Source organism: Mycobacterium simiae (assembly GCF_010727605.1).
In the GTDB taxonomy this organism is placed as follows: Bacteria; Actinomycetota; Actinomycetes; order Mycobacteriales; family Mycobacteriaceae; genus Mycobacterium; species Mycobacterium simiae.
The window spans coordinates 3,913,855-3,933,878 of record NZ_AP022568.1 but is presented as its reverse complement, the minus strand read 5'-3'; the positions used below and the strand labels follow the sequence as shown (position 1 = coordinate 3,933,878).

The following is a 20,024-nucleotide window of genomic DNA, read 5'->3' as shown; positions in this document are numbered from 1 at the left end:
ACGGGCCCGCCCCGGCGGAAACGGGACTACGCGCGCAACCTGCGCACTCCCAAGTACTGCAGCCACGCGAGGGCGGCAGTTACCAGGCCAAGGGCCACGGCCATGCCCACTCCGATCGCGGTCATGGGTAGCGCCTGCACCGCCCCGAAAGCGAGCAGCGTCAACACCAGGTTGACCACCACGACGCCCACCCCCACGCTGCGTAGATCTTCCAGCCCGGTCAGGCCGTAGACCGCCAGGCCGTAGCACACGAAGACGGCGCCGAGGATGAAGTGCAGATTGGAACCGAGCCCGGTCAGCGACGCGAGCGGATCGGCGAAGAAGGCGACGGCCACACCGCATAGCCCCGTCAACGTGGCGTCCACGCGCATGGCGAACCGCAGCAACGAGTCGGTGGCGTCGTAGAGGCGCATGTTTGGTATGCCGGTGACAGCGGACATGTGGTTACTCCTTGCGATGACTGATGGTGTCGAACTGGATTTCAGCGTGCCGCCCGCGCACTGCCGTATCGACGCACGGCGCTGCCAGCTGCTGCCACGATCTAAGTGACCAGGCATTTTGTCCGCTCATCCCGCGCCGCGTGTGACCGAATTCGCATCAGAGAGCGATCGCTTCGACGACGCTGTACGGCGAGGCCGTCGACACCACTTCGGTCATCCGGAAGCCGGCCTCGCGCAGCAATTGCCGGTATCCGTCGGCGGTGCGCTCGCGGGCGTCGAATTCGACGAGCACTTCCAGGTCGAGCAGCTTCCCCAAGTGGTCGCGATCGTGTTCGGGCAGAACCATTTCGACCAGCAGCACGTGCTTGCCGATCCCCGCCGCGCGACGCACGTTGCGCAGAATCTGCAGCGCTTGGTCGTCGGCCCAGTCGTGAATGATGTGCTTGAGAACATAGACATCACCACCCTCGGTGATCGAATCGAAGAACGACCCGGCAACCACCCGCACCCGGTCGGCCACCCCGTGCTGCTTGAGCAGCGCCGGCGCGTCGGCCACCACATGAGGCTGGTCGAACAGGATCCCCCGCGCGTGCGGCGTCGCATTCAGGATCGCGGCCAACAACCGACCATGCCCACCGGCAACATCGACGATCGTCGAAAAACGACTGAAGTCATAACTCGCGACGACCGGCGGGATGGCAACCTCGGACGTGCTCGTCATCGCCACGTTGAAGATCTCGTCGTAGTCCCCGTCTTCGGCCAGGTATTCGAAAATCGGTTTACCGCGCAGCGCCGGAACGACGGAACGACGGGTACGGATCGCGGTGGTGAGGTGGCTCCAATGTTCGCGATGCTGGGCGGCACCGAGAAACCGGGCAGCGCCGCGCATCGAAATTTCGGCATCGCTGCGCAGCGTGTCACCGAGCCGGTTGAGGGCGTAGCGCCCGTCGCGGATGCGACGGAAAACGCCTCGCCCAATCAACACTCGCATCAGCCGGCTCACGCCGTCGGTGTCCGCGTCGACCGCAGCGGCCAACTCGTCTGCCCACAACGGCCCGTCCACCAGCGCGTCGGCGATGCCCAGATCGGCCGCGGCGGTAATGGCCTGCGCCGCCCAGCCCTGCGACACCAATTCCATCATCACGGCGGGCGGCGGAGCCATCCGCTGGTGCAGCCGAGCGACGTGATGACGGGCACAGTCGAGAGCCCGAGCGACTTCAAGTGTCCGAATGTTGGGCGAAAACACAAGCACTCCTAGGTGATAGGTAATTTTCTCCGCGGGCCTAAATGGCGACCGCCTCGACAATGCGGTACGCGGAAGCCGTTTTCACCACCCTCGTCAGGCGGAAGCCGGCGCCATCGAGCAGCAGGTCGTACTCGGCGACGGTGCGCTCGCGGGCGTCGCATTCCATCAACATTTGCAGGTCCAGCCAATTGCTCAAGTGGTCGCGATCGTGTTCGGGCAGAACCATTTCGACCAGCAGCACGTGCTTGCCGATCCCCGCCGCGCGACGCACGTTGCGCAGAATCTGCAGCGCTTGGTCGTCGGCCCAGTCGTGAATGATGTGCTTGAGAACATAGACATCACCACCCTCGGTGATCGAATCGAAGAACGACCCGGCAACCACCCGCACCCGGTCGGCCACCCCGTGCTGCTTGAGCAGCGCCGGCGCGTCGGCCACCACATGAGGCTGGTCGAACAGGATCCCCCGCGCGTGCGGCGTCGCATTCAGGATCGCGGCCAACAACCGACCATGCCCACCGGCAACATCGACGATCGTCGAAAAACGACTGAAGTCATAACTCGCGATCACCGGCGGCACCGCCAGCTCGGACATGTTGGTCATGGCGACGTTGAAGATCTCGTCGAGTTCCTTTTCCTCGGCCAGGTATTCGAAAATCGGCTTGCCGCGGAGGTGGGAAACGACAGCACGTCCGGTACGCAGTGCGGTGCCGCAATGGTTCCAGTGCTCCCGATGCTGCGGGGCACCAATGTATCGAGCCATGCCCCGCACCGAGGTCGCACTGTCGCTGCGCAGCGTGTGGCCCAGCGGGTTGAGCGCGAAGCGCCCGTCACGCAGTTGCCGAAAGACACCGCGGCCGACCAGAGCACGCAATAGCCGGCGGACGGCGTCCGCATCGGCGTTGGCCGCGGTGGCCAACTCGTCGGCCGACAACGGTCCGTCCGCCAGCGCGTCGGCGATGCCCAAATCAACCGCACCGGTGATCGCTTGCGCCACCCAGGCATTCGTGATCATTTCCAACATGGCGTCCTGTGGCGGAGCCATGCGTTGGTGCAGCCGACCGACGTGATGCCGGGCGAAACCGACAACGTGGGCCAGTTGGACAGGTGAGAGTTTCAACGAACGCATAAGCCCCCCTCGGCATCAGCGCATCGACCTAGACGGACACCGCTTCGACGATGCCGATCGGCGAGACTGTTTCGACGACCCCAGTCATCCGGAATCCGGCGAGCTGGAGCAGTCGGCCGTATTGTCCGGCGGTGCGTTCGCGGGCGCCGGCCGCAACGTGCATCCCCAGGTCCATCCAGTGACCGGGAAACTCCCGGTCATGCTTCGGAATGACGAATTCAACTAGCAACAACTGCTTTCCGGGTCCAGCCGCCTTGCGGACGTTGCGCAGAATCTGCACGGCTTCGTCGTCGGGCCAGTCGTGGATGATGTGTTTGAGGACATAGGCATCGCCGCCGTCGGCCACCGTCTCGAAGAAGGAACCTTCGACGAGCTTCACCCGGTCGGCCACCCGATGTTGCTCGAGCAATGGGAAGGCCCCCGCAATCACGTGCGGTTGATCGAACAGGATGCCGCGGGATTGCGGTGCGGCGTTTAGGATTGCGGCCAAGAACCGACCGTGTCCACCCGCCACGTCGACAATCGTCGAATAGCGGTTGAAATCGTAGGCGGCGATGATCGGTGGAATCGCCAATTCGGACATGCTCGTCATGGCCTCATTGAAGATCTCACTGAACTCCGGTTGCTCGGACATGAACTCGAAATACGTTTTGCCGCGCAGGTCCTCGACCGCAGACCGACCGGTGCGAATGGAGTTGGTGACATGGCTCCAGTGCTCTCGATCCTGCGGCGACCCCAGAAACCGGGCCAACGCGCGCAGCGACGACGTGTTGTCACTGCGCAGCGTCTCCGCCAACGGGGTGAGGTCGTAGCGCCCGTCACGGCGACGACGGAAAATGCCTCGAGTGATCAGCGCCCGCATCAGGCGGCTGAGGGTATCGGCGTCGGCGTCGACCGCGACGGCCAACTCGTCGGCCGTCATCGGTGACTTGGCCAGCGCATCGGCAATGCCGAGGTCAGCCGCGGCCGTAATGGACTGTGCCGCCCACGCATCCATGATCATTTCCATCATCGCCACCGGCGGCGGCACCATACGCCGGTGCAGCTGGCCGATGCGGTAGCGCATCTTCTCATAGGCTCGCGCCAGCTGTGCGGACGGAAGGGTTGGCGAAAACATAAGTCCCCCTGGCATATCGGATAGCACGCCGCGGACCGGGTGCCCGCGCATTTCGTATTCGTTGCCAGCTCAACCGAAGATGGGTCGCATTGCCATTACAACCGGGGTTGTCAGCCAAATTACGCCGGTCCCTGTACGCAAACGGCAAAGTTTTCGACCACTCGGCGGCGCTAGTCGCTGGAAACAGTCACCCGCCCACGCAGATCGGCCGCAATCAGGCGGGCCGCCGCGTTCTGCCAGTTGTGCAACGAACGCTGTGGGACCTCGGTGACGAACCACTGCCAGGCCCGCCGTGCGGTGGGATCCAGACCCGAAGCCGTCGCGTTCTGCGCGTACGCGCGCACCCCGACGACGTACGGGAAATACAGCGAGTTGTAGTGCCGCCACTCTTCAGTGGTACCGAAGTCGCCGCCGTCACGCGGTTTGAGCCGCGAAATGCCTTCGGCAAGTAGCGCTTTGAGTTCATTGGCCCGCTCGACCGGCTGATCGGGCGCTCCCCGCGCCGTCAACCGTGCGCTGATCACCGGCAGCGCGGTCAACGGGCTGGCCACCAACTTGGTGAGGTCGCCGTAGTGGCCCAGCGCCCGGCGGGTGAGCCTGACGAAGGTTTCGTCGTCGATGTCGTCCAGCGGATATTCCGATCGAAGCGGCAGCGCCGCGCCGGTGTGCCGCAGCGTGGCCCGATCCGCTTGCAAGGCAGGAGATTTCGCGAACGCCAGCCGGTCGAGCAGGCCGGCCAGCGGATCGGCCAGTACCTGCACCGCCAGCGCGATCGCCACAATGGTGAACAGCAGCACGGTCAGCGCGGTCTGCGTCGACGGTGCATCGCGGGTCAACCGCAGACCGATCAGCACCTGACCGGCGAACAACACCGTCACCACGGCCGAGCCCGCGAAAGAGCGCCGCATGTCCGCCCGCAGCGCCTGGCCCTCGTCGAACGCATCCCAGACCGCCACCGCCACCCCCAGCAGCAACACGTCGAATCCGGTCGACGCCAGGGCCAGCCAGCTCGGCACCAGGCCCAGCGGAATGATCAGGATGGCGTTGCCCAGGGCGAAGAACAGCGTCGCGATCACGGCGATTCCCAGGCCGCTGCGGCCCACCGGCACCGGCCGGGCCGACCGGCGCATCAGCAATGCGGCCATCGCACCGAGGGTGGACACCGAGATCACCGCGAACATCAGCAGATGGCCGGGTCGCAACGGACCGTCGACGCTGCCGGCGATCGCGGCGGCGACCAGGGTCAGCGCCGCGACGCCGGCGACGAGCAGCAGCTCCCGGGTGCGGACGCGCCAGCGATCAGCCGGCCCGGACAGCTCGACCAGCACCGCGAACCAGGCCACGCTGGGGATGGCGACCAGATAGATCTCGATGCGGCTGAGCAGCCCGGCATGAGTGTGCACCGGCGTCGTGGTGCGCACCGCGTCCAGCGCCACCACCAGTGCGAAACCACACAGCCCGATCGCCGCCAGCACCAGCACCGGCTTACGCGGGTCACGGGACAGCAGATACAACCCGAGCCAACCGCTCAACGCGAACACCACAGCCGACAACGCAGCCATCTACTCAGTGTGGCATGCGTCGGACCTGGCGCTTAAGGCCGTTCGCCGACCGGGCCGTGGCACCCCGGCTACTTGCCGTGCCGGCGATCCCGCTGGCTGTAGTCGCGCAGCGCGCGCAGAAAATCGACACGACGGAACGCGGGCCAATGCGTCTCGCAGAACCACATCTCCGAGTACGCGCTCTGCCACAGCAAGAATCCGGACAGGCGTTGCTCGCCCGACGTGCGGATGACCAGATCGGGGTCCGGTTGCCCGGAGGTGTAGAGATTTTCGGAGATGGCCTCGACCGTCACCGACTCGACCAGCTCGTCGGCGGTCGCGCCGTTAGCGAGTTCCTTGCTCAACAGTGCGCGCACTGCCCCGACGATTTCCTGCCGCCCGCCGTAGCCGACCGCGACGTTGACGTGGAAGGGCGCGGCGCTGGGCGTCGACTCGACGGCCTCGCGCAACCGGCGGGCCGGCTCGTCGCCAAGCAGTTCCAGGTCGCCCACCGTGCGCACGCTCCAGCGGTTGGCCGGGGCGCAGATCTCCTCCACGACGTCGGTGATGACCTCGATCAGGCCGGCCAGCTCGTCGGGATCGCGCTGCAGGTTTTCGGTGGACAGCAAATAGACGGTGGTCATCTCGACGCCCGCTTCCTGACACCAGCGCAGCATCTCGGCGATCTTGGCCGCGCCCATCCGGTAGCCGTAGCTGACGTCGTCGTATCCCGCGTCACGCGCCCAGCGCCGGTTCCCGTCGCACAACACCGCGATATGCCGTGGCAGCTGGGACTTCGAGGCGGCCAGGCCCTGCCTGAGCCGCAGCTCGTAGACGCGATACAACGGCTCTTTGAGCCGCGGCGGGACGATCTCCACGAACGTCCACCCTACTGTGAGCCGGCGCCCATTCCCGGCGGAATTCCGCAGCATGTCACCGCGCCCGACACCACGGTCCGCCCGGCGGTGCGAGCTAATGTTTATCGAAGTAGGCACCGGCAATTTCGACCGTCATCGGACGAAAGCATCAGGAGACATGAGTCAGACCACGACGGAGCAGCCCGAACCTCAAGGACTCACCGCCAATGCGGCACATCAACTGGTCGAGGGTGTCGCCCGGGTACTGACCAAGCCGCGGTTCCGCGGCTGGATCCACGTCTATTCGGCGGCCACCGCCGTATTCGCCGGCGCCTCGCTGGTCGCGGTGTCGTGGGCGGTGGGGTCCACCCGCGCCGGCTTGGCGACGCTGCTGTATACCGCGGCCACCATCGTGATGTTCTCCGTCAGCGCCACCTATCACCGCAAGCACTGGAAATCCGCGACCGCCCAGAAGTGGATGAAGCGGGCCGACCACTCGATGATCTTCGTGTTCATCGCGGGCAGCTACACACCGTTTGCGCTGTTGGCCCTCTCCCCGCAGGACGGGCACGTGGTGCTGTCGATTGTGTGGGGCGGAGCGGCGGCCGGGATTCTGCTCAAGATGCTCTGGCCAACCGCGCCGCGGTGGGTCGGTGTGCCGCTGTACATCCTGCTCGGGTGGGTCGCGGTCTGGTACACCGGCGAGATCCTGCACAACGCCGGGGTGGCAGCCATGGTGCTGCTGTTCGTCGGCGGCGCGCTGTACAGCATCGGCGGCATTCTCTACGCGCTGCGCTGGCCCGACCCATGGCCGACGACATTCGGCTACCACGAGTTCTTCCATGCCTGCACCGCGATCGCGGCGATCTGCCACTACATCGCGATGTGGTTCGTGGTCTTCTGATCCACACTCGCGAGACTGCAACTAGCGACGGCACTACTCGCGAAACGCGTCGGGGAATACAGTTTCGCGGCGGTGTTAGGAGTGCACACCCAACGCGGCGGCCAGGTCGGCCGACCGAGTGACCGGTAGATCGCAGAGCCGGCCCCGGCACACGTAGGCGGCGTCGGCGCCGTTCACCCGGTCCCGCCCGACCAGCAGCGTCGAGGAGTCCATCGTCCCGCCCACCACGATCGCTCCGCCGGGAGCCAGCCGGCGCGCGTCGGCCAACAGCACCGACCGCGCGGAGTCGCAGACGACCGCGATCTGCAGCGGGCCGCGCACCGCCGCCTCGGCCACGGCCAGCCAGTGCCCGGCCGACGCCGGGGCCCGCGCCAGCAGCAGGGCGTGCGCGCCGAGGGTCTGCAGCGCCGCCGTCAGATACCGCGGCGCTGTGGCGCCGTCGACCAGGTGCGCCGCGGTCAGCAGCGCTTCGGTGATCGTTGCAGCACCCGACGGTGTCGCCCCGTCCAGCGGGTCGGCGGGCCGCAGCACCAGCTGTTCGGCATCGTCGGCGGTGTCATACCAACGTCCGGACTGCTGCGCATCGGTGAAATGCTCGCAGGCGGTGTCGAGAAGCTCGACCGCCGCCGATAGCCAGCTGTCCTCGACGGTCAGCTGGTAGAGCGCCAGCAGGCCGGTGGCCAGCATCGCGTAGTCCTCCAGGATGCCGGCGCTGTCGCCGACCACCCCGCCGAGGCTGGCTCGCCGCAACCGGCCGTCGACCCAGTGCACGTCGAGCACCGCCGTCGCGCAGTGCCGCGCCACGCGGGCGAGCTCGGGGTCGTCGAGCGCCACGCTGGCCTCGGCCAGGGCGGTGATCGCCAGACCATTCCAAGACGTGACGACCTTGTCGTCGCGGCCCGGCTGCGTCCGAGTCAGCCGGGCCGCCAGCAGCGCGGTCCGGACCCGCTCGAGCCGGTCCTGATCGGCAGGGTCGTTGGGCAGTTGCAGCACCGACATCCCCTGTTCGAACGTGCCGGGCTCGGTGACCGCGAAAACCGCTGCGGCCCAACGACCGTCGACGGGTCCGAGTACCTCGGTCAACTGTTCGGGAGTCCAGACGTAACTGGCGCCTTCGCGGCCGCCGGCGTCCGCGTCCAGCGACGACGTGAACATAGCGCCGTCGGCCAGCTCGTCGAGCAAAAATCGCGCGGTCTGCCCCGCGACCCGGCGCGCCAGCTGATCTCCGGTACGCCGAGCCCAGTGTGCATAGGCGCGTAACAGCAGCGCGTTGTCATACAGCATCTTCTCGAAATGCGGTACCACCCAAGCATTGTCGACGCTATAACGGGCGAATCCGCCGGCGAGTTGGTCATAGAGGCCACCGCGGGCCATAGCACTGCCGGTGCGCGCGACGGCCTGCAGCGACGACACCGAGCCGGTGCGCTCGTAGTGGCGCAGCAACGCTTCGAGCATCGCCGACGGCGGGAATTTGGGTGCCCCGCCGAAGCCGCCGTGCACCGTGTCCAGACCGCCCAGCACGGTGGCAACCGCATGATCACACAATCCCGGATCGATGCCGGGGCCCGCGCCGGCCGCGCCCGGAAACGCTCCGGTCATCTTGCGCAGCTCGCCGGCGATCTGGTCGGATGCCTCCTCGACTTCGCCGCGGCGGCCGCGCCAGGTCTCGGTGACCGCGGAAAGTAATTGCAGGAAACCGTCTTTCGGATAGTAGGTGCCGCAGAAGAAGGGCCGCCCGTCCGGCGTCAGAAAGCATGTCATCGGCCAGCCGCCGTGCCCGGTGAGGGCAATGGTGGCATTCATGTAGACCGCGTCGATGTCGGGGCGTTCCTCGCGGTCGACCTTGACGCAGACGAAGTTCGCATTCATCGCGGCGGCCACCTCGTCGTCCTCGAACGATTCATGGGCCATCACGTGACACCAATGGCAAGCCGCGTAGCCGATCGAGAGCAGGATCGGTACGTCGCGCGCGGCCGCCTCGGCCATCGCCTGCGGCGTCCACTGCTGCCAGTGCACCGGATTGTCGGCGTGCTGACGCAGATAGGGGCTGGTGGCCAGCCCCAGGGTGTTGGTCCCGGCGGATTCAGCCGGGCTCATCACCGGATCCCGACGGCCGCCTCGATCCGTTCGCCGGCCCCGAGGTTTCGTCGGGGGGAGGGACGACCGGGTCGGTGCCCTCGTCGGCGGCCTGATCGGGTTCGGGATGGGTGGGGTCGAAGGACTCGGGCACCTTTTTCAGCTGCCGGTTCATCGAGCGCAGCAGGAACAAAGTGGCGATCAACAGCAGCACGACGACCAGCAGGCCGATCGGACTGGCCTTGCCGAAATCGGGCCCGGTGTTACGCGGCGGGCCGTCGGCGAGCACCGTCAATAGCGCATGGCTCACTGGCGGTCCTCGATTCCGGCGAACAGGTCGTCCTCGGGCAACCGAACCGGAACGCGGGACCGGGCCAATTCGAATTCCTCGGTCGGCCAGAGCCGTTGCTGCCAGGCGATCGGGGCGGCGAAGAATTCGGCGTTGGGATCGATCTGCGTAGCGTGCGCGCGCAGCGCATCGTCGCGCTGGCTGAAGTACTGTGAACATTCCACCCGGGTGGTCACCCGCTTGTCGAACGGATCGTGCTCCGGCTTCCAGTACTCCAGCCACCGGCCGAACGGGCCCTCCTCGCCACGCTTGGCGAATTCGTCCTGCAGCAGCTGCATCCGCTGGCGCAAAAACCCGTGCACGTAGTACAGCTTGGACACCGCCCACGGCTCACCGGCATCCGGGAAGCGGGCGAAGTCGGCGGCCGCTTCGTACGCTCCGACCGAAACCTGGTGGCAGCGAATGTGATCCGGATGCGGGTAGCCACCGTTCTCGTCGTAGGTGACGACCACGTGCGGCCGGAACTCGCGGACCACCCGCACCAGGGCCTCGACGGGCTGCTCCAGGGGCACCAGCGCGAAGCACCCCTCCGGCAGCGGCGGCGGCGGATCTCCCTTGGGCAGGCCGGAATCGATGAAGCCGAGCCAGGTGTGCTCGACGCCGAGAATTTCGGCGGCCTTGGCCATCTCGTCCCGGCGAATTTCGGCGATGTGCTCCTTGACGTCGGGCAGGTCCATCGCCGGATTGAGGATGTCGCCGCGCTCACCTCCGGTGAGCGTGACAACCAGCACGCGATGCCCCTCGTCGGCATAGCGGGCCAGAGTGGCCGCGCCCTTGCTGGACTCGTCGTCGGGGTGGGCGTGCACCGCCATCAACCGCAGTTCGCTCACGTGTCCCCTTGTCGGATCCGCTGGTCTCCCCCGAGCCTATAAGGACCATATAATTCCAGTTCTTCGATGTTGCATGCGCTCGGCCGCCCGGCCGGCAGCAGACCAGTCCCCGGTGAACCTCCCCATGAACCCGACTTCCATCCCGCGTCCGGAATCCCGCTACGGACGTTCGCGACTATCCCGCGTGTCCCGACGCCGGTTGGCCATCGGGCTCGGTGTGCTGGTGCTCGCGGCCGGCATCGGCATCGCGATCGTCGGCTACCAGCACCTGGGCACCAGCGCCGTCTCCGGGTCGCTGGCCGGCTACGCGGTCCTGGACGAGGAAACGGCGTCAGTAACGATCAGCGTGACGCGATCTGATCCGTCGCGGCCGGTGGAGTGCATCGTGCGGGTGCGCGCCAAAGACGGCCGCGAAACCGGCCGACGGGAAGTGCTCGTCCCGCCGTCCGAGCAGGCAACAGTGCAGGTGACGACCACGGTGAAGTCGTCGGCGCCACCGGCGATGGCCGACATCTACGGGTGCGGCACCGACGTCCCCGGTTACCTGCGGCCCGCCCGATCGGTCACAAATGTGGATCCCAAATGACGTCATCGGCAGTTTCCACGGTGGTAACATGGATGAATGCACGGTTCCAGCTGGGACCGTGTATTGCTGCATTAGCGGCCGTGAGCAAAACGGGGCGGCAGCACGGGGCGGAACCCAGGCACTCCCATCGGCGGAGTTCACAGACTTACGCAGTTACGCGGAGCAACAGGACGAGGAGCACGACGAGATGACGGACACTCAGGTGACCTGGCTGACCCAGGAGTCACATGACCGGCTCAAGGCCGAACTCGATCAGCTCATTGCGAACCGCCCGGTGATCGCGGCGGAGATCAACGACCGCCGCGAGGAGGGCGACCTGCGCGAGAACGGCGGCTACCACGCTGCCCGCGAGGAGCAGGGCCAGCAGGAGGCCCGCATCCGCCAGCTGCAGGACCTGCTCAACAACGCCAAGGTCGGCGAGGCGCCCAAGCAGTCCGGCGTCGCGCTGCCCGGTTCGGTGGTGAAGGTCTACTACAACGGCGACAAGTCCGACACCGAGACCTTCCTGATCGCTACCCGCCAGGAGGGCGTCAAGGACGGCAAGCTCGAGGTGTACTCGCCGAACTCACCGCTGGGCGGCGCGCTGATCGACGCCAAAGAGGGTGAGACCCGCACCTACACCGTGCCCAACGGCAACACCGTCGAGGTCACGCTGGTGAGCGCGGAGCCCTACCACGAATAGTTCCGCGGCGAGCTAGCCCGAACTAGCCCAGGGCTTGGTCGAGGTCGGCGAGCAAGTCGGCGACGTCCTCAATACCGACCGACAGCCGCACCAGGTCGTCCGGTACTTCCAATTGCGACCCCGCCGTCGACGCGTGCGTCATGGCGCTGGGATGTTCGATCAACGACTCGACCCCGCCGAGCGACTCGGCCAGGATGAACACCGTGGTGGCAGCACAAAGCTTTTCGGCTGCGGCGCGCCCGCCACGCATCCGCACCGAGACCATGCCGCCGAAACCGCTCATCTGCCGCGCGGCTACGTCGTGTCCGGGATGGCTGGGCAGACCCGGATACAGCACCGTGCCGACCGCGGGATGCCCGGCCAGGAATTCGGCTACGGCCAAAGCGTTTTCGCTGTGCCGCTGCATCCGCAGCACCAGTGTCTTCAGGCCGCGCATGGTGAGGTAGGCGTCGAACGGGCCCGGCACCCCACCGGCCCCGTTCTGCAGGAAACCAAACGCGTCGTCGAGCGCCTTGTCGTTGGTGACCAGCGCGCCGCCCACCACATCCGAGTGCCCGCCGATGTACTTGGTGGTCGAGTGCAGCACCACATCGGCGCCCAGCAGCAACGCCTGCTGCAGCGCCGGTGAGGCAAAGGTGCTGTCCACCAGTACCTTCGCCCCGTTCTGCTGGCCGATTTCGGCAATGGCCGCGATGTCGGCGATGGACAACAACGGATTCGTCGGCGTTTCCACCCAGATCAGCCGGGTGCGCGGCGTGATCGCCGCCCGCACCGCATCGAGCTCGGACAACGCGGCCGGTGTGTAATCGAGGTTCCACTGGGTGAACACCTTGTCGATCAACCGGAATGTGCCGCCGTAGGCGTCATTGGGGATGACTAGGTGATCGCCCGGGCGCAGCATCGCGCGCAGGGCGCAGTCGGTGGCGGCCATACCGGAGCTGAACGCGCGGGCGAACGCGCCGCCTTCCACCGCCGCCAGGGACGCCTCCAGCGCGGCCCGGGTCGGGTTGCCGGTGCGCGCGTATTCGAATCCGCCGCGCAGCCCGCCCACACCGTCCTGGGCGAAGGTGCTGCTGGCATAGATCGGCGTGTTCACCGCCCCGGTTGCCGGATCCGGGTGGTAGCCGGCATGGATGGCTTTGGTGGCCAGCCCGTTGATTCCGTCGCGGCCGTGCGGGTTTTGCGTCATCGACGACCAGCCTAGAGCGCGGCAGGCTGATTAGGTCGGCAGGACCACCGTGGTCATGATCTTGTCGGCCAGCGTCTGCCGTTTGGCATCCCACAGCGGGAACAGGAACCCGATGAAGCAGATGATCGCGTCGACCAGGTGGGCCAAATCGCGCACCACGGACAACCCGAATCCGATTGGCTGGCCGGTGGTTTCGCTGACCACCTTGATATTCATCACTGTCTTACCCAGGCTCGAACCCGTGGTGCCCTGCCGGTAGCCGCGGTTCCACACCCAGTAGGCCAGACCGACCAGCGTAGCCAGCCATTGCGCCAACTGTCCGATCATCGAGGGTTGGCTAGCGCAGTACTGGCTGACGTCGTATTGGGTGATGTTGGTGACGCAGGTGGACTGCTGGGTGAGGTACATGATGCCGCTGCCGATGCCCTGCACGACCAGGTAGGGCAGGTAGTCGATGAGCAGGGCCAGCACCCGGGTGACCCAGGGCGTGTAGGACTCGGTAGGCAGGGTCCGGATCGCCGGTCCGGGCGGCGGCGGTGCATAGCCCCCGGACGACGGCGGCGGGGGCGGGTAGGAGCCGCCACCCGGTGGCGGCGGGGGTGGATAAGAGCCGCCGGCCGGTGGTGGCGGCGGTGGCGGGTTGGAGGCGCCCGGCGCCGAGGGAGAAGGCTCGTAGCCGCCCGCGGGCGGCTCGTGATCGCCAGACGGTTCCGGCGAGGGGGAAAGCGGTGGTTGATCGGTCGGCGGTTGATCGGTCATCGGGCAACCTTCCACTGCGGTTTAGCCGAGCTGGCCGCATTACAGTACCTGAGCGGCGTCGGCCGCGGCGGCCGCAACGACGTCGTCAACGCCGCCCAGATTGCGTGCGGGGCCCGTCCGACAGGAAGCCCAAAAGGTCGTATCGCGTGATGACCCCGACGGGTTTTCCTTCCTCGACGACCATCAGCGCGTCCTTGTCACGCAGCGCCTTCCCGGCGACGCCGACCAGCTCGCCGGCGCCGATCATCGGCAGTGAGGGGCTCATGTGCTCGGAGACGGCGTCGGCCAGCTTGGCCCGGCCCTCGAAGACGGCCGAGAGCAGTTCCCGCTCGGACACACTGCCGGCGACTTCGCCGGCCATCACCGGCGGCTCGGCACCCACCACCGGCATCTGCGAGACGCCGTACTCCCGCAGAATGCCGATAGCGTCGCGCACCGTCTCCGACGGGTGGGTATGCACCAGGTCGGGCAGGGCACCGGACTTGCCGCGCAGCACGTCCCCGACCGTGGGCTGCTCGGTCGAGCCGTCCAGCCGGGTCCGCAGGAAGCCGTACGACGACATCCACGCGTCGTTGAAGATCTTCGACATGTAGCCGCGGCCGCCGTCCGGCAACAACACCACGACCAGGGCGTCGGGTCCGGCTTCCTCGGCCACCTTCGCCGCCGCGACCACGGCCATGCCACACGAGCCGCCGACCAGCATCGCCTCCTCACGGGCCAGCCTGCGGGTCATGTCGAACGAGTCGGAGTCCGACACCGCGATAATTTGATCCGGCACCGTCGGGTCGTAGGCCGCGGGCCAGAAATCCTCGCCGACGCCCTCGACCAGATAGGGCCGGCCGCTGCCCCCGGAATACACCGAGCCCTCCGGGTCCGCGCCGATGATGCGCACCGGTCCCTCCGGCCGTGCAGCCGACACCTCTTTGAGGTAACGGCCGGCGCCGCTGATAGTCCCGCCGGTGCCGATGCCCGCGACGAAGTGGGTGATTTTGCCGTCGGTGTCGGCCCAAACCTCGGGACCGGTCGTGGCGTAGTGGCTGGCGGGACCCTCCGGGTTGGCGTACTGGTCTGGCTTCCAGGCGCCGTCGATCTCCTTAACCAGCCGATCCGAGACGCTGTAGTAGCTGTCCGGGTGCTCCGGGGGGACCGCGGTCGGGCACACCACCACTTCGGCCCCGTAAGCGATCAGCACATTGCGCTTGTCCTCACTGACCTTGTCCGGGCAGACGAAAACGCATTTGTAGCCGCGATGCTGGGCCACCAGGGCCAGGCCGACGCCGGTGTTGCCGGAGGTGGGTTCGACGATGGTGCCGCCCGGCTTGAGCAGGCCGCTGGCTTCGGCAGCGTCGATCATCTTGACCGCGATGCGGTCCTTGGAGCTGCCGCCTGGATTGAGGTATTCGATCTTTGCCGCAACAGTGCCGGCGCCGGCGGGGATGACGGAGTTCAACCGGACCAGGGGGGTGCCGCCGATGAGCTCACTGATGTGTTGCGCAATTCGCATGTGTTCATGGTCTCAGGCGTTTTCGGGGCGCGCACACCGCCTGTGATGCCGGCCGGCAGTCGCGGCTAGCCGGTGGCTTCGCGGATGTATTCACCGATCTGGCGTAGCGAACGCACGGCCTCGGGTACCAGCGGCGCCGTCAACTGGAAGTCGTGTACCTGGCCGGGCCACACCCGCACCTCGGCCGGAACGCCGACGGCAGCCAGCCTGCTGGCGGCCAACTGGGCGTCATGCAGCAACACCTCGGATCCGGAAACGTGAATCAGCGTGCGCGGCAGGCCGGGCTTGATGTGCTCCAGCGGTTCGTAGATCTCCTCGGCCCTGCCGTCGACAATGTTCTTGCGCGCCGCGCTGGCGACCAGTTCATCCAGCGCATCAAAAGCCTTGGCAGTAAACATCGCATCGGTCTTAATGTTGGGATGCGTCTGCTTGCATTCCTTTGCCAACTGCAGCAGCGGTGAGATCGCCACCAGCGCCGCCGGCTCCTCGCCTTCCTCCTGCAGTCGCTGCGCGAGGGACAGCGCGAGATACCCGCCCGCGGAATCGCCGGCAAGCACGATCTGATCCGGTTGGTAGCCGCGCCGACGCAACCAGCGGTAGCCGTCGTGGCAGTCCTGCAGCGCCATGCCGATCGAATGCTTGGGCAGCAGCCGGTAGTTGACGATGAGAACGGGCGCGTCGGCAAAGGTCGAGATGGCTTCGACCACGCGCCCGTGGGAGTTCGCTCCGCAGGTCAGGAACGCACCGCCGTGAAAGTAGAGCACGATGCGCCGGGTGCCGTCGGCGGGCAGGACACCGGGCGCGCGCACCAGTTGGGCGCCGGAGTTCGGCAGCTTCACCGTCTGGCGCACGGTCGCGGAAGCCGGCAACAGGGCCCGGGCCGCGAAGTCGATCAGCCCCCACGGCCACGGCAAGGTCGGGGCGTGGCTGCCCGCAGCCAATATCGGCCGGATGGTGGCGCGAGACGCCAAAGCGGCCACTCGTGCCTGCACACTGGGGCCGGATTCGAGGACCTCGACCGGCGCGCCGTCGCTCACGGCAAACTTGCGCGCCGCGGCTCTCCGCGACTTGAGCACGTCTTTTAGGTAGGTGGTGTTCCGGGGCGAGCCGGAAACCTTGCTCGGTGCGGTCATGCTCGACACTCCTACGCCCTTGTAGTGCGATTCAGCATGTGTACGAGCAAGCCGAGCGCTCAGTTCATTTCGATGCACCGAGTCGTTCAGCCAACCCGTCGAAAATCAGCTTCGCAGCCATTGCCTACTGCAACGTTTAAAGAGTCTGATTTGATACCACATCTGGTTCACACCGTGACCACATTGTTCGTCGGGCGACCGCGCAAACATGACAGCCGATCTAAACTGATTTGGTGAGCATCAGGGCGCCACGTCGTTCGACCATCGCCCTGGCCACGGCGGGGGCACTCGCGTCGACCGGGACTGCCTATCTGGGCGCGCGTAACCTGCTGGTCGGCCAGGCCACGCATGCGCGCACCATCATTCCGAAGTCGTGGGACATCCCACCCCGCGCCGACGGGGTGTACAGCCCGGGCGGCGGTGAGGTCCAGCGGTGGCAGCGCGGCATGTCCGCGGATCTGCACTTCATGATCTTCGGCGACTCGACCGCCACCGGCTACGGCTGCGCGAGCGCCGAAGAGGTGCCCGGCGTGCTGATCGCACGCGGGCTCGCCGAACAAACCGGCAAGCGAATTCGGTTGAGCACCAAGGCAATTGTCGGGGCCACCTCGAGGGGTGTGAGCGGCCAGGTCGACGCCATGTTCGTGGCCGGCGCACCCCCGGACGCCGCGGTGGTGATGATCGGCGCCAACGACGTCACCGCCTTGAACGGGATCAGCCAGTCCGCGCGACGCCTCGGCACGACGGTGCGCAAGTTGACGTCCCGCGGCGCCGTGGTGGTCGTGGGCACCTGCCCGGACCTCGGGGTCATCACCGCGATCCCGCAGCCGCTGCGCTCGCTGGCACATGCCCGCACCACCCAGCTGGCGCGGGCCCAGGCCGCAGCGGTGCGGGCCTCCGGCGGTGTGCCGGTGCCGCTGGCGCAGCTGCTGGCGCCCCAGTTCCGAACCACCCCCGAGCTGATGTTCTCCGCCGACGGCTTCCACCCGTCCCCCACGGCCTACGGCCTGGCCGCGGCGCAGTTGCTGGTTGCGCTGTGCGACGCCCTCGGTGTCGAGGTCAACAGCCCGGTGCTCAACCTGGCGGCGCGCGCCGCGACACCGATGGTCAGCGGCGGCCACACGCCGCTGAGCGCCATGTCACGCCTGTGGCGGCGCCCGGCGCCCAGTTCGGCCGCCCCATCGTCGAACTGACCGAACGGCACGGTTAGATTTGCGGTAGCCCGTCGGGGTGGGTGTGCTACCCGTCCAGCGCGCGTGCCCACATCGCAGTGAAGGGAAATCGTCATGCCCGAAGCAGTTGTCGTCTCCGCCGCCCGTTCACCGATCGGTCGCGCCATGAAGGGCTCGCTGGTCAACATGCGTCCTGACGACCTGACCGTCCAAATCGTGCGCGCCGCGCTCGACAAGGTGCCCGCGCTGAATCCGCACCAGATCGACGACCTGATCCTGGGCTGCGGCCAGCCGGGCGGCGAGTCCGGATTCAACCTGGCGCGCGTCGTCGCCGTCGAATTGGGCTACGACTTCCTGCCCGGCACCACCGTCAACCGGTACTGCTCGTCGTCGCTGCAGACCTCGCGGATGGCGTTCCACGCGATCAAGGCGGGCGAGGGCGACGTGTTCATCTCCGCGGGGGTGGAAACCGTGTCGCGCTTCGCCAAGGGCAGTGCCGACTCGTGGCCGGACACCAAAAACCCGCTGTTCAACGAAGCCCAGGAGCGGTCGCAGACCGCGGCTGGCGGCGCCGAGGAGTGGCACGACCCGCGCGCCGACGGCAACCTCCCCGACGTATACATCGCGATGGGTCAGACGGCCGAGAACGTCGCATTGCTGACCGGCATCAGCCGCGAGGACCAGGACCGTTGGGGCGTGCGCAGCCAGAACCGCGCCGAGGAGGCGATCAAGAGCGGGTTCTTCGAGCGTGAAATCACCCCGGTGACGCTGCCCGACGGCACCACGGTGAGCACCGATGACGGCCCGCGTCCCGGCACCACATACGAGAAGATCAGCGAGCTCAAGCCGGTGTTCCGGCCCAACGGCACCGTGACCGCCGGCAACGCCTGCCCCCTCAACGACGGCGCCGCGGCGCTGGTGATCATGAGCGACACCAAGGCCAAGGAGCTGGGCCTGACGCCGCTGGCCCGCATCGTGTCCACGGGCGTCAGCGGCCTGTCCCCGGAGATCATGGGGTTGGGCCCGATCGAGGCGTCCAAGCAGGCGCTGGCCCGGGCCGGCATGTCGATCAACGACATCGACCTCTATGAGATCAACGAGGCGTTCGCGGTCCAGGTGTTGGGCTCCGCCCGCGAGTTGGGGCTCGACGAGGACAAGTTGAACGTCTCCGGTGGCGCGATCGCCCTGGGCCATCCGTTCGGCATGACCGGTGCCCGCATCGCCACCACGTTGATCAACAACCTGCAGACCCACGACAAGACGTTCGGTCTGGAGACCATGTGCGTCGGCGGCGGCCAGGGCATGGCCATGATCTTCGAGCGGCTCAGCTAACGCCGATTGCGTGTGCGTTCCGGGCGTTCGGTGTTCGCCCGGGGCGCCGACACGCCGGGTGAGGCCGCCCTGTATCCACACTAGTCGCGGCACCCGGGATTGCCGGATGCACGCAAAAGCCGGCGCGCCCGTGGGCACGCCGGCTTTTGCGTCTAGCGGGCTAGCGGTCGCCCTGGAAGTAGCTGAGCAGACGCAGGATTTCGAGGTACAGCCAGACCAGGGTCACGGTCAGGCCCAACGCGATACCCCACGCCGCCTTCTCCGGCGCGCCCGCCCGGATCATCTGGTCGGCCGCGTCGAAGTCGATCAAGAAGCTGAACGCCGCGATCCCGATCATGACCAGCGAGAAGATGATCGCCACCGTGCCGCCGCTGCGCAGGCCCAGGCCCTCGCCGCCGCCGACACCGAACATTGCCAACACGAAGTTGCCGAGCATCAGGAATACCGCGCCGAACAGGGCGGCGACCACCATGCGGGTGAACTTCGGGGTCACTCGGATGGCGCCGGTCTTGTAGACGACGAGCATGCCGAAGAACACACCGAGCGTGCCGAGGATGGCCTCGCCGATCATCGCTCCGGCGTTGACCGCACGGCCACTGCCGACCGAGACCTGGAATGTGAGCAGCAAGGAGATGGCACCGAGCGCCAGTCCTTCAAGGACGGCGTAGCTCAGCACGATCCCCGGGTTGTCCTGCTTGCGGCCGAACGTGGCGATCAGCACCAACACCAAACCGCCGATGGCGCCGATGAAGGTCAGCGGCGCGGCCAGCGCGGGGTTGTTGGCCGCCAGGAAGAACGAAACCACCGCGGAGGTCATCAACACAGCCAGCGTGATGCCGGTCTTGGTGACGACGTCGTCGATGGTCAGCGGACGGGAGGCCTTCGCCTCCTGATACGGAGCCGGGTAAGGGCTGGACTGGTAATAGCCCTGCTGCAGCGGGGCCGCGGCAGTGCCGAACTGCGCATATCCGCCGCTTTGCTTGGGCAGCGAACGAAATACCGGGTTGCTGGTCTCCCGCACCGTCGGTTCCTCTCCTAAGACTGTGGCTTCGAGCTGTGCGAACACCTACTCAACGATCAGCCGTTTTCCCGAGTTCCCAGCGGAGCTGGTGTTCTTCAGCGTATCTCCGGGTTCGGCCGCTGTCGCCGGCTCATACATAATCCTTACCCGCGAGTGTTGC

Annotated in this window: 19 protein-coding genes; 5 read left to right on the top strand and 14 right to left on the bottom strand. The window is 66.8% G+C overall.

Annotated elements, in window-relative coordinates; genetic code table 11:
• Positions 1-26 precede the first annotated feature (26 nt).
• From G6N33_RS18475 to G6N33_RS18450, 6 genes are all read right to left on the bottom strand, one after another.
• Positions 27-440 (bottom strand): hypothetical protein, encoded by a 414-nt coding sequence (locus G6N33_RS18475; protein ID WP_044507685.1) that lies wholly within the window; start codon positions 438-440, stop codon positions 27-29.
• 157 nt (positions 441-597) lie between these two features.
• Entirely contained in the window at positions 598-1,686 is a 1,089-nt protein-coding gene (locus G6N33_RS18470) for a methyltransferase (protein ID WP_163771581.1), read from the bottom strand.
• 37 nt (positions 1,687-1,723) lie between these two features.
• Positions 1,724-2,812, bottom strand: coding sequence for a methyltransferase (locus tag G6N33_RS18465; protein ID WP_163771579.1), 1,089 nt, complete (start codon positions 2,810-2,812; stop codon positions 1,724-1,726).
• Positions 2,813-2,840: 28 nt separating this feature from the next.
• Positions 2,841-3,929, bottom strand: a complete 1,089-nt coding sequence (locus G6N33_RS18460) for a methyltransferase (RefSeq protein ID WP_044507686.1) — start codon at positions 3,927-3,929, stop codon at positions 2,841-2,843.
• A gap of 170 nt (positions 3,930-4,099) precedes the next feature.
• Entirely contained in the window at positions 4,100-5,491 is a 1,392-nt protein-coding gene (locus G6N33_RS18455; RefSeq protein WP_044507690.1) for a hypothetical protein, read from the bottom strand.
• A gap of 68 nt (positions 5,492-5,559) precedes the next feature.
• Positions 5,560-6,348 carry a (2Z,6E)-farnesyl diphosphate synthase gene (locus tag G6N33_RS18450; RefSeq protein WP_044507693.1) on the bottom strand — a complete coding sequence of 263 codons (789 nt, stop codon included), beginning with the start codon at positions 6,346-6,348 and terminating at the stop codon, positions 5,560-5,562.
• A 157-nt stretch (positions 6,349-6,505) separates the two neighbouring features.
• Between G6N33_RS18450 and trhA the strand changes: the two genes are divergently transcribed.
• Positions 6,506-7,231, top strand: coding sequence for a PAQR family membrane homeostasis protein TrhA (gene trhA / locus G6N33_RS18445; RefSeq protein WP_044507694.1), 726 nt, complete (start codon positions 6,506-6,508; stop codon positions 7,229-7,231).
• A 75-nt stretch (positions 7,232-7,306) separates the two neighbouring features.
• Here trhA and G6N33_RS18440 read toward each other — a convergent pair whose 3' ends face one another.
• From G6N33_RS18440 to mca, 3 genes are read right to left on the bottom strand one after another with little or no spacing between them, the layout of a single operon-like run.
• Entirely contained in the window at positions 7,307-9,328 is a 2,022-nt protein-coding gene (locus G6N33_RS18440; RefSeq protein WP_101528741.1) for a thioredoxin domain-containing protein, read from the bottom strand.
• Positions 9,315-9,617 carry a hypothetical protein gene (locus tag G6N33_RS18435; RefSeq protein WP_044507697.1) on the bottom strand — a complete coding sequence of 101 codons (303 nt, stop codon included), beginning with the start codon at positions 9,615-9,617 and terminating at the stop codon, positions 9,315-9,317. The genes G6N33_RS18440 and G6N33_RS18435 overlap by 14 nt, the downstream gene beginning before the upstream one ends.
• Positions 9,614-10,486, bottom strand: coding sequence for a mycothiol conjugate amidase Mca (gene mca, locus G6N33_RS18430; protein ID WP_101528740.1), 873 nt, complete (start codon positions 10,484-10,486; stop codon positions 9,614-9,616). Before mca ends, G6N33_RS18435 begins: the two co-directional genes overlap by 4 nt.
• Before the next feature lie 124 nt (positions 10,487-10,610).
• Between mca and G6N33_RS18425 the strand changes: the two genes are divergently transcribed.
• Positions 10,611-11,072: a DUF4307 domain-containing protein gene (locus G6N33_RS18425; protein WP_101528742.1), complete on the top strand. Its 462-nt coding sequence runs from the start codon at positions 10,611-10,613 to the stop codon at positions 11,070-11,072.
• A 187-nt stretch (positions 11,073-11,259) separates the two neighbouring features.
• Entirely contained in the window at positions 11,260-11,754 is a 495-nt protein-coding gene (gene greA, locus G6N33_RS18420) for a transcription elongation factor GreA (RefSeq protein ID WP_044507703.1), read from the top strand.
• 22 nt (positions 11,755-11,776) lie between these two features.
• Here the strand turns inward: greA and G6N33_RS18415 are convergent, their stop codons facing one another.
• The 4 genes from G6N33_RS18415 to G6N33_RS18400 all read right to left on the bottom strand — a co-directional run bounded on the left by G6N33_RS18415 (position 11,777) and on the right by G6N33_RS18400 (position 16,339).
• On the bottom strand, positions 11,777-12,943 hold the full coding sequence (locus G6N33_RS18415; RefSeq protein WP_044507709.1) for a cystathionine gamma-synthase: 1,167 nt from the start codon (positions 12,941-12,943) through the stop codon (positions 11,777-11,779).
• 30 nt (positions 12,944-12,973) lie between these two features.
• On the bottom strand, positions 12,974-13,702 hold the full coding sequence (locus tag G6N33_RS18410) for an RDD family protein (RefSeq protein ID WP_044507710.1): 729 nt from the start codon (positions 13,700-13,702) through the stop codon (positions 12,974-12,976).
• 85 nt (positions 13,703-13,787) lie between these two features.
• The gene (locus G6N33_RS18405; RefSeq protein WP_044507711.1) at positions 13,788-15,206 is read right to left on the bottom strand and encodes a cystathionine beta-synthase; all 1,419 of its coding nucleotides are present in this window, start codon (positions 15,204-15,206) and stop codon (positions 13,788-13,790) included.
• Between the two features lie 65 nt (positions 15,207-15,271).
• The gene (locus tag G6N33_RS18400; protein WP_044507715.1) at positions 15,272-16,339 is read right to left on the bottom strand and encodes an alpha/beta hydrolase; all 1,068 of its coding nucleotides are present in this window, start codon (positions 16,337-16,339) and stop codon (positions 15,272-15,274) included.
• Positions 16,340-16,572: 233 nt separating this feature from the next.
• Between G6N33_RS18400 and G6N33_RS18395 the strand changes: the two genes are divergently transcribed.
• Positions 16,573-17,532, top strand: a complete 960-nt coding sequence (locus G6N33_RS18395; RefSeq protein WP_044507716.1) for an SGNH/GDSL hydrolase family protein — start codon at positions 16,573-16,575, stop codon at positions 17,530-17,532.
• A 93-nt stretch (positions 17,533-17,625) separates the two neighbouring features.
• Positions 17,626-18,843, top strand: a complete 1,218-nt coding sequence (locus G6N33_RS18390) for an acetyl-CoA C-acetyltransferase (RefSeq protein ID WP_044507717.1) — start codon at positions 17,626-17,628, stop codon at positions 18,841-18,843.
• Positions 18,844-19,003: 160 nt separating this feature from the next.
• Here G6N33_RS18390 and G6N33_RS18385 read toward each other — a convergent pair whose 3' ends face one another.
• On the bottom strand, positions 19,004-19,864 hold the full coding sequence (locus tag G6N33_RS18385; RefSeq protein ID WP_044512244.1) for a Bax inhibitor-1/YccA family protein: 861 nt from the start codon (positions 19,862-19,864) through the stop codon (positions 19,004-19,006).
• Between the last annotated feature and the right edge of the window lie 160 nt (positions 19,865-20,024).

Bases quoted from the DNA above. Each gene is read 5' to 3' on its own strand.
- G6N33_RS18475 (WP_044507685.1), bottom strand. From the start codon at position 440: ATGTCCGCTGTCACCGGCATACCAAACATGCGCCTCTACGACGCCACC.
- G6N33_RS18465 (WP_163771579.1), bottom strand. From the start codon at position 2,812: ATGCGTTCGTTGAAACTCTCACCTGTCCAACTGGCCCACGTTGTCGGT.
- G6N33_RS18460 (WP_044507686.1), bottom strand. From the start codon at position 3,929: ATGTTTTCGCCAACCCTTCCGTCCGCACAGCTGGCGCGAGCCTATGAG.
- G6N33_RS18455 (WP_044507690.1), bottom strand. From the start codon at position 5,491: ATGGCTGCGTTGTCGGCTGTGGTGTTCGCGTTGAGCGGTTGGCTCGGG.
- trhA (WP_044507694.1), top strand. From the start codon at position 6,506: ATGAGTCAGACCACGACGGAGCAGCCCGAACCTCAAGGACTCACCGCC.
- G6N33_RS18440 (WP_101528741.1), bottom strand. From the start codon at position 9,328: ATGAGCCCGGCTGAATCCGCCGGGACCAACACCCTGGGGCTGGCCACC.
- G6N33_RS18425 (WP_101528742.1), top strand. From the start codon at position 10,611: ATGAACCCGACTTCCATCCCGCGTCCGGAATCCCGCTACGGACGTTCG.
- greA (WP_044507703.1), top strand. From the start codon at position 11,260: ATGACGGACACTCAGGTGACCTGGCTGACCCAGGAGTCACATGACCGG.
- G6N33_RS18415 (WP_044507709.1), bottom strand. From the start codon at position 12,943: ATGACGCAAAACCCGCACGGCCGCGACGGAATCAACGGGCTGGCCACC.
- G6N33_RS18410 (WP_044507710.1), bottom strand. From the start codon at position 13,702: ATGACCGATCAACCGCCGACCGATCAACCACCGCTTTCCCCCTCGCCG.
- G6N33_RS18405 (WP_044507711.1), bottom strand. From the start codon at position 15,206: ATGCGAATTGCGCAACACATCAGTGAGCTCATCGGCGGCACCCCCCTG.
- G6N33_RS18400 (WP_044507715.1), bottom strand. From the start codon at position 16,339: ATGACCGCACCGAGCAAGGTTTCCGGCTCGCCCCGGAACACCACCTAC.
- G6N33_RS18390 (WP_044507717.1), top strand. From the start codon at position 17,626: ATGCCCGAAGCAGTTGTCGTCTCCGCCGCCCGTTCACCGATCGGTCGC.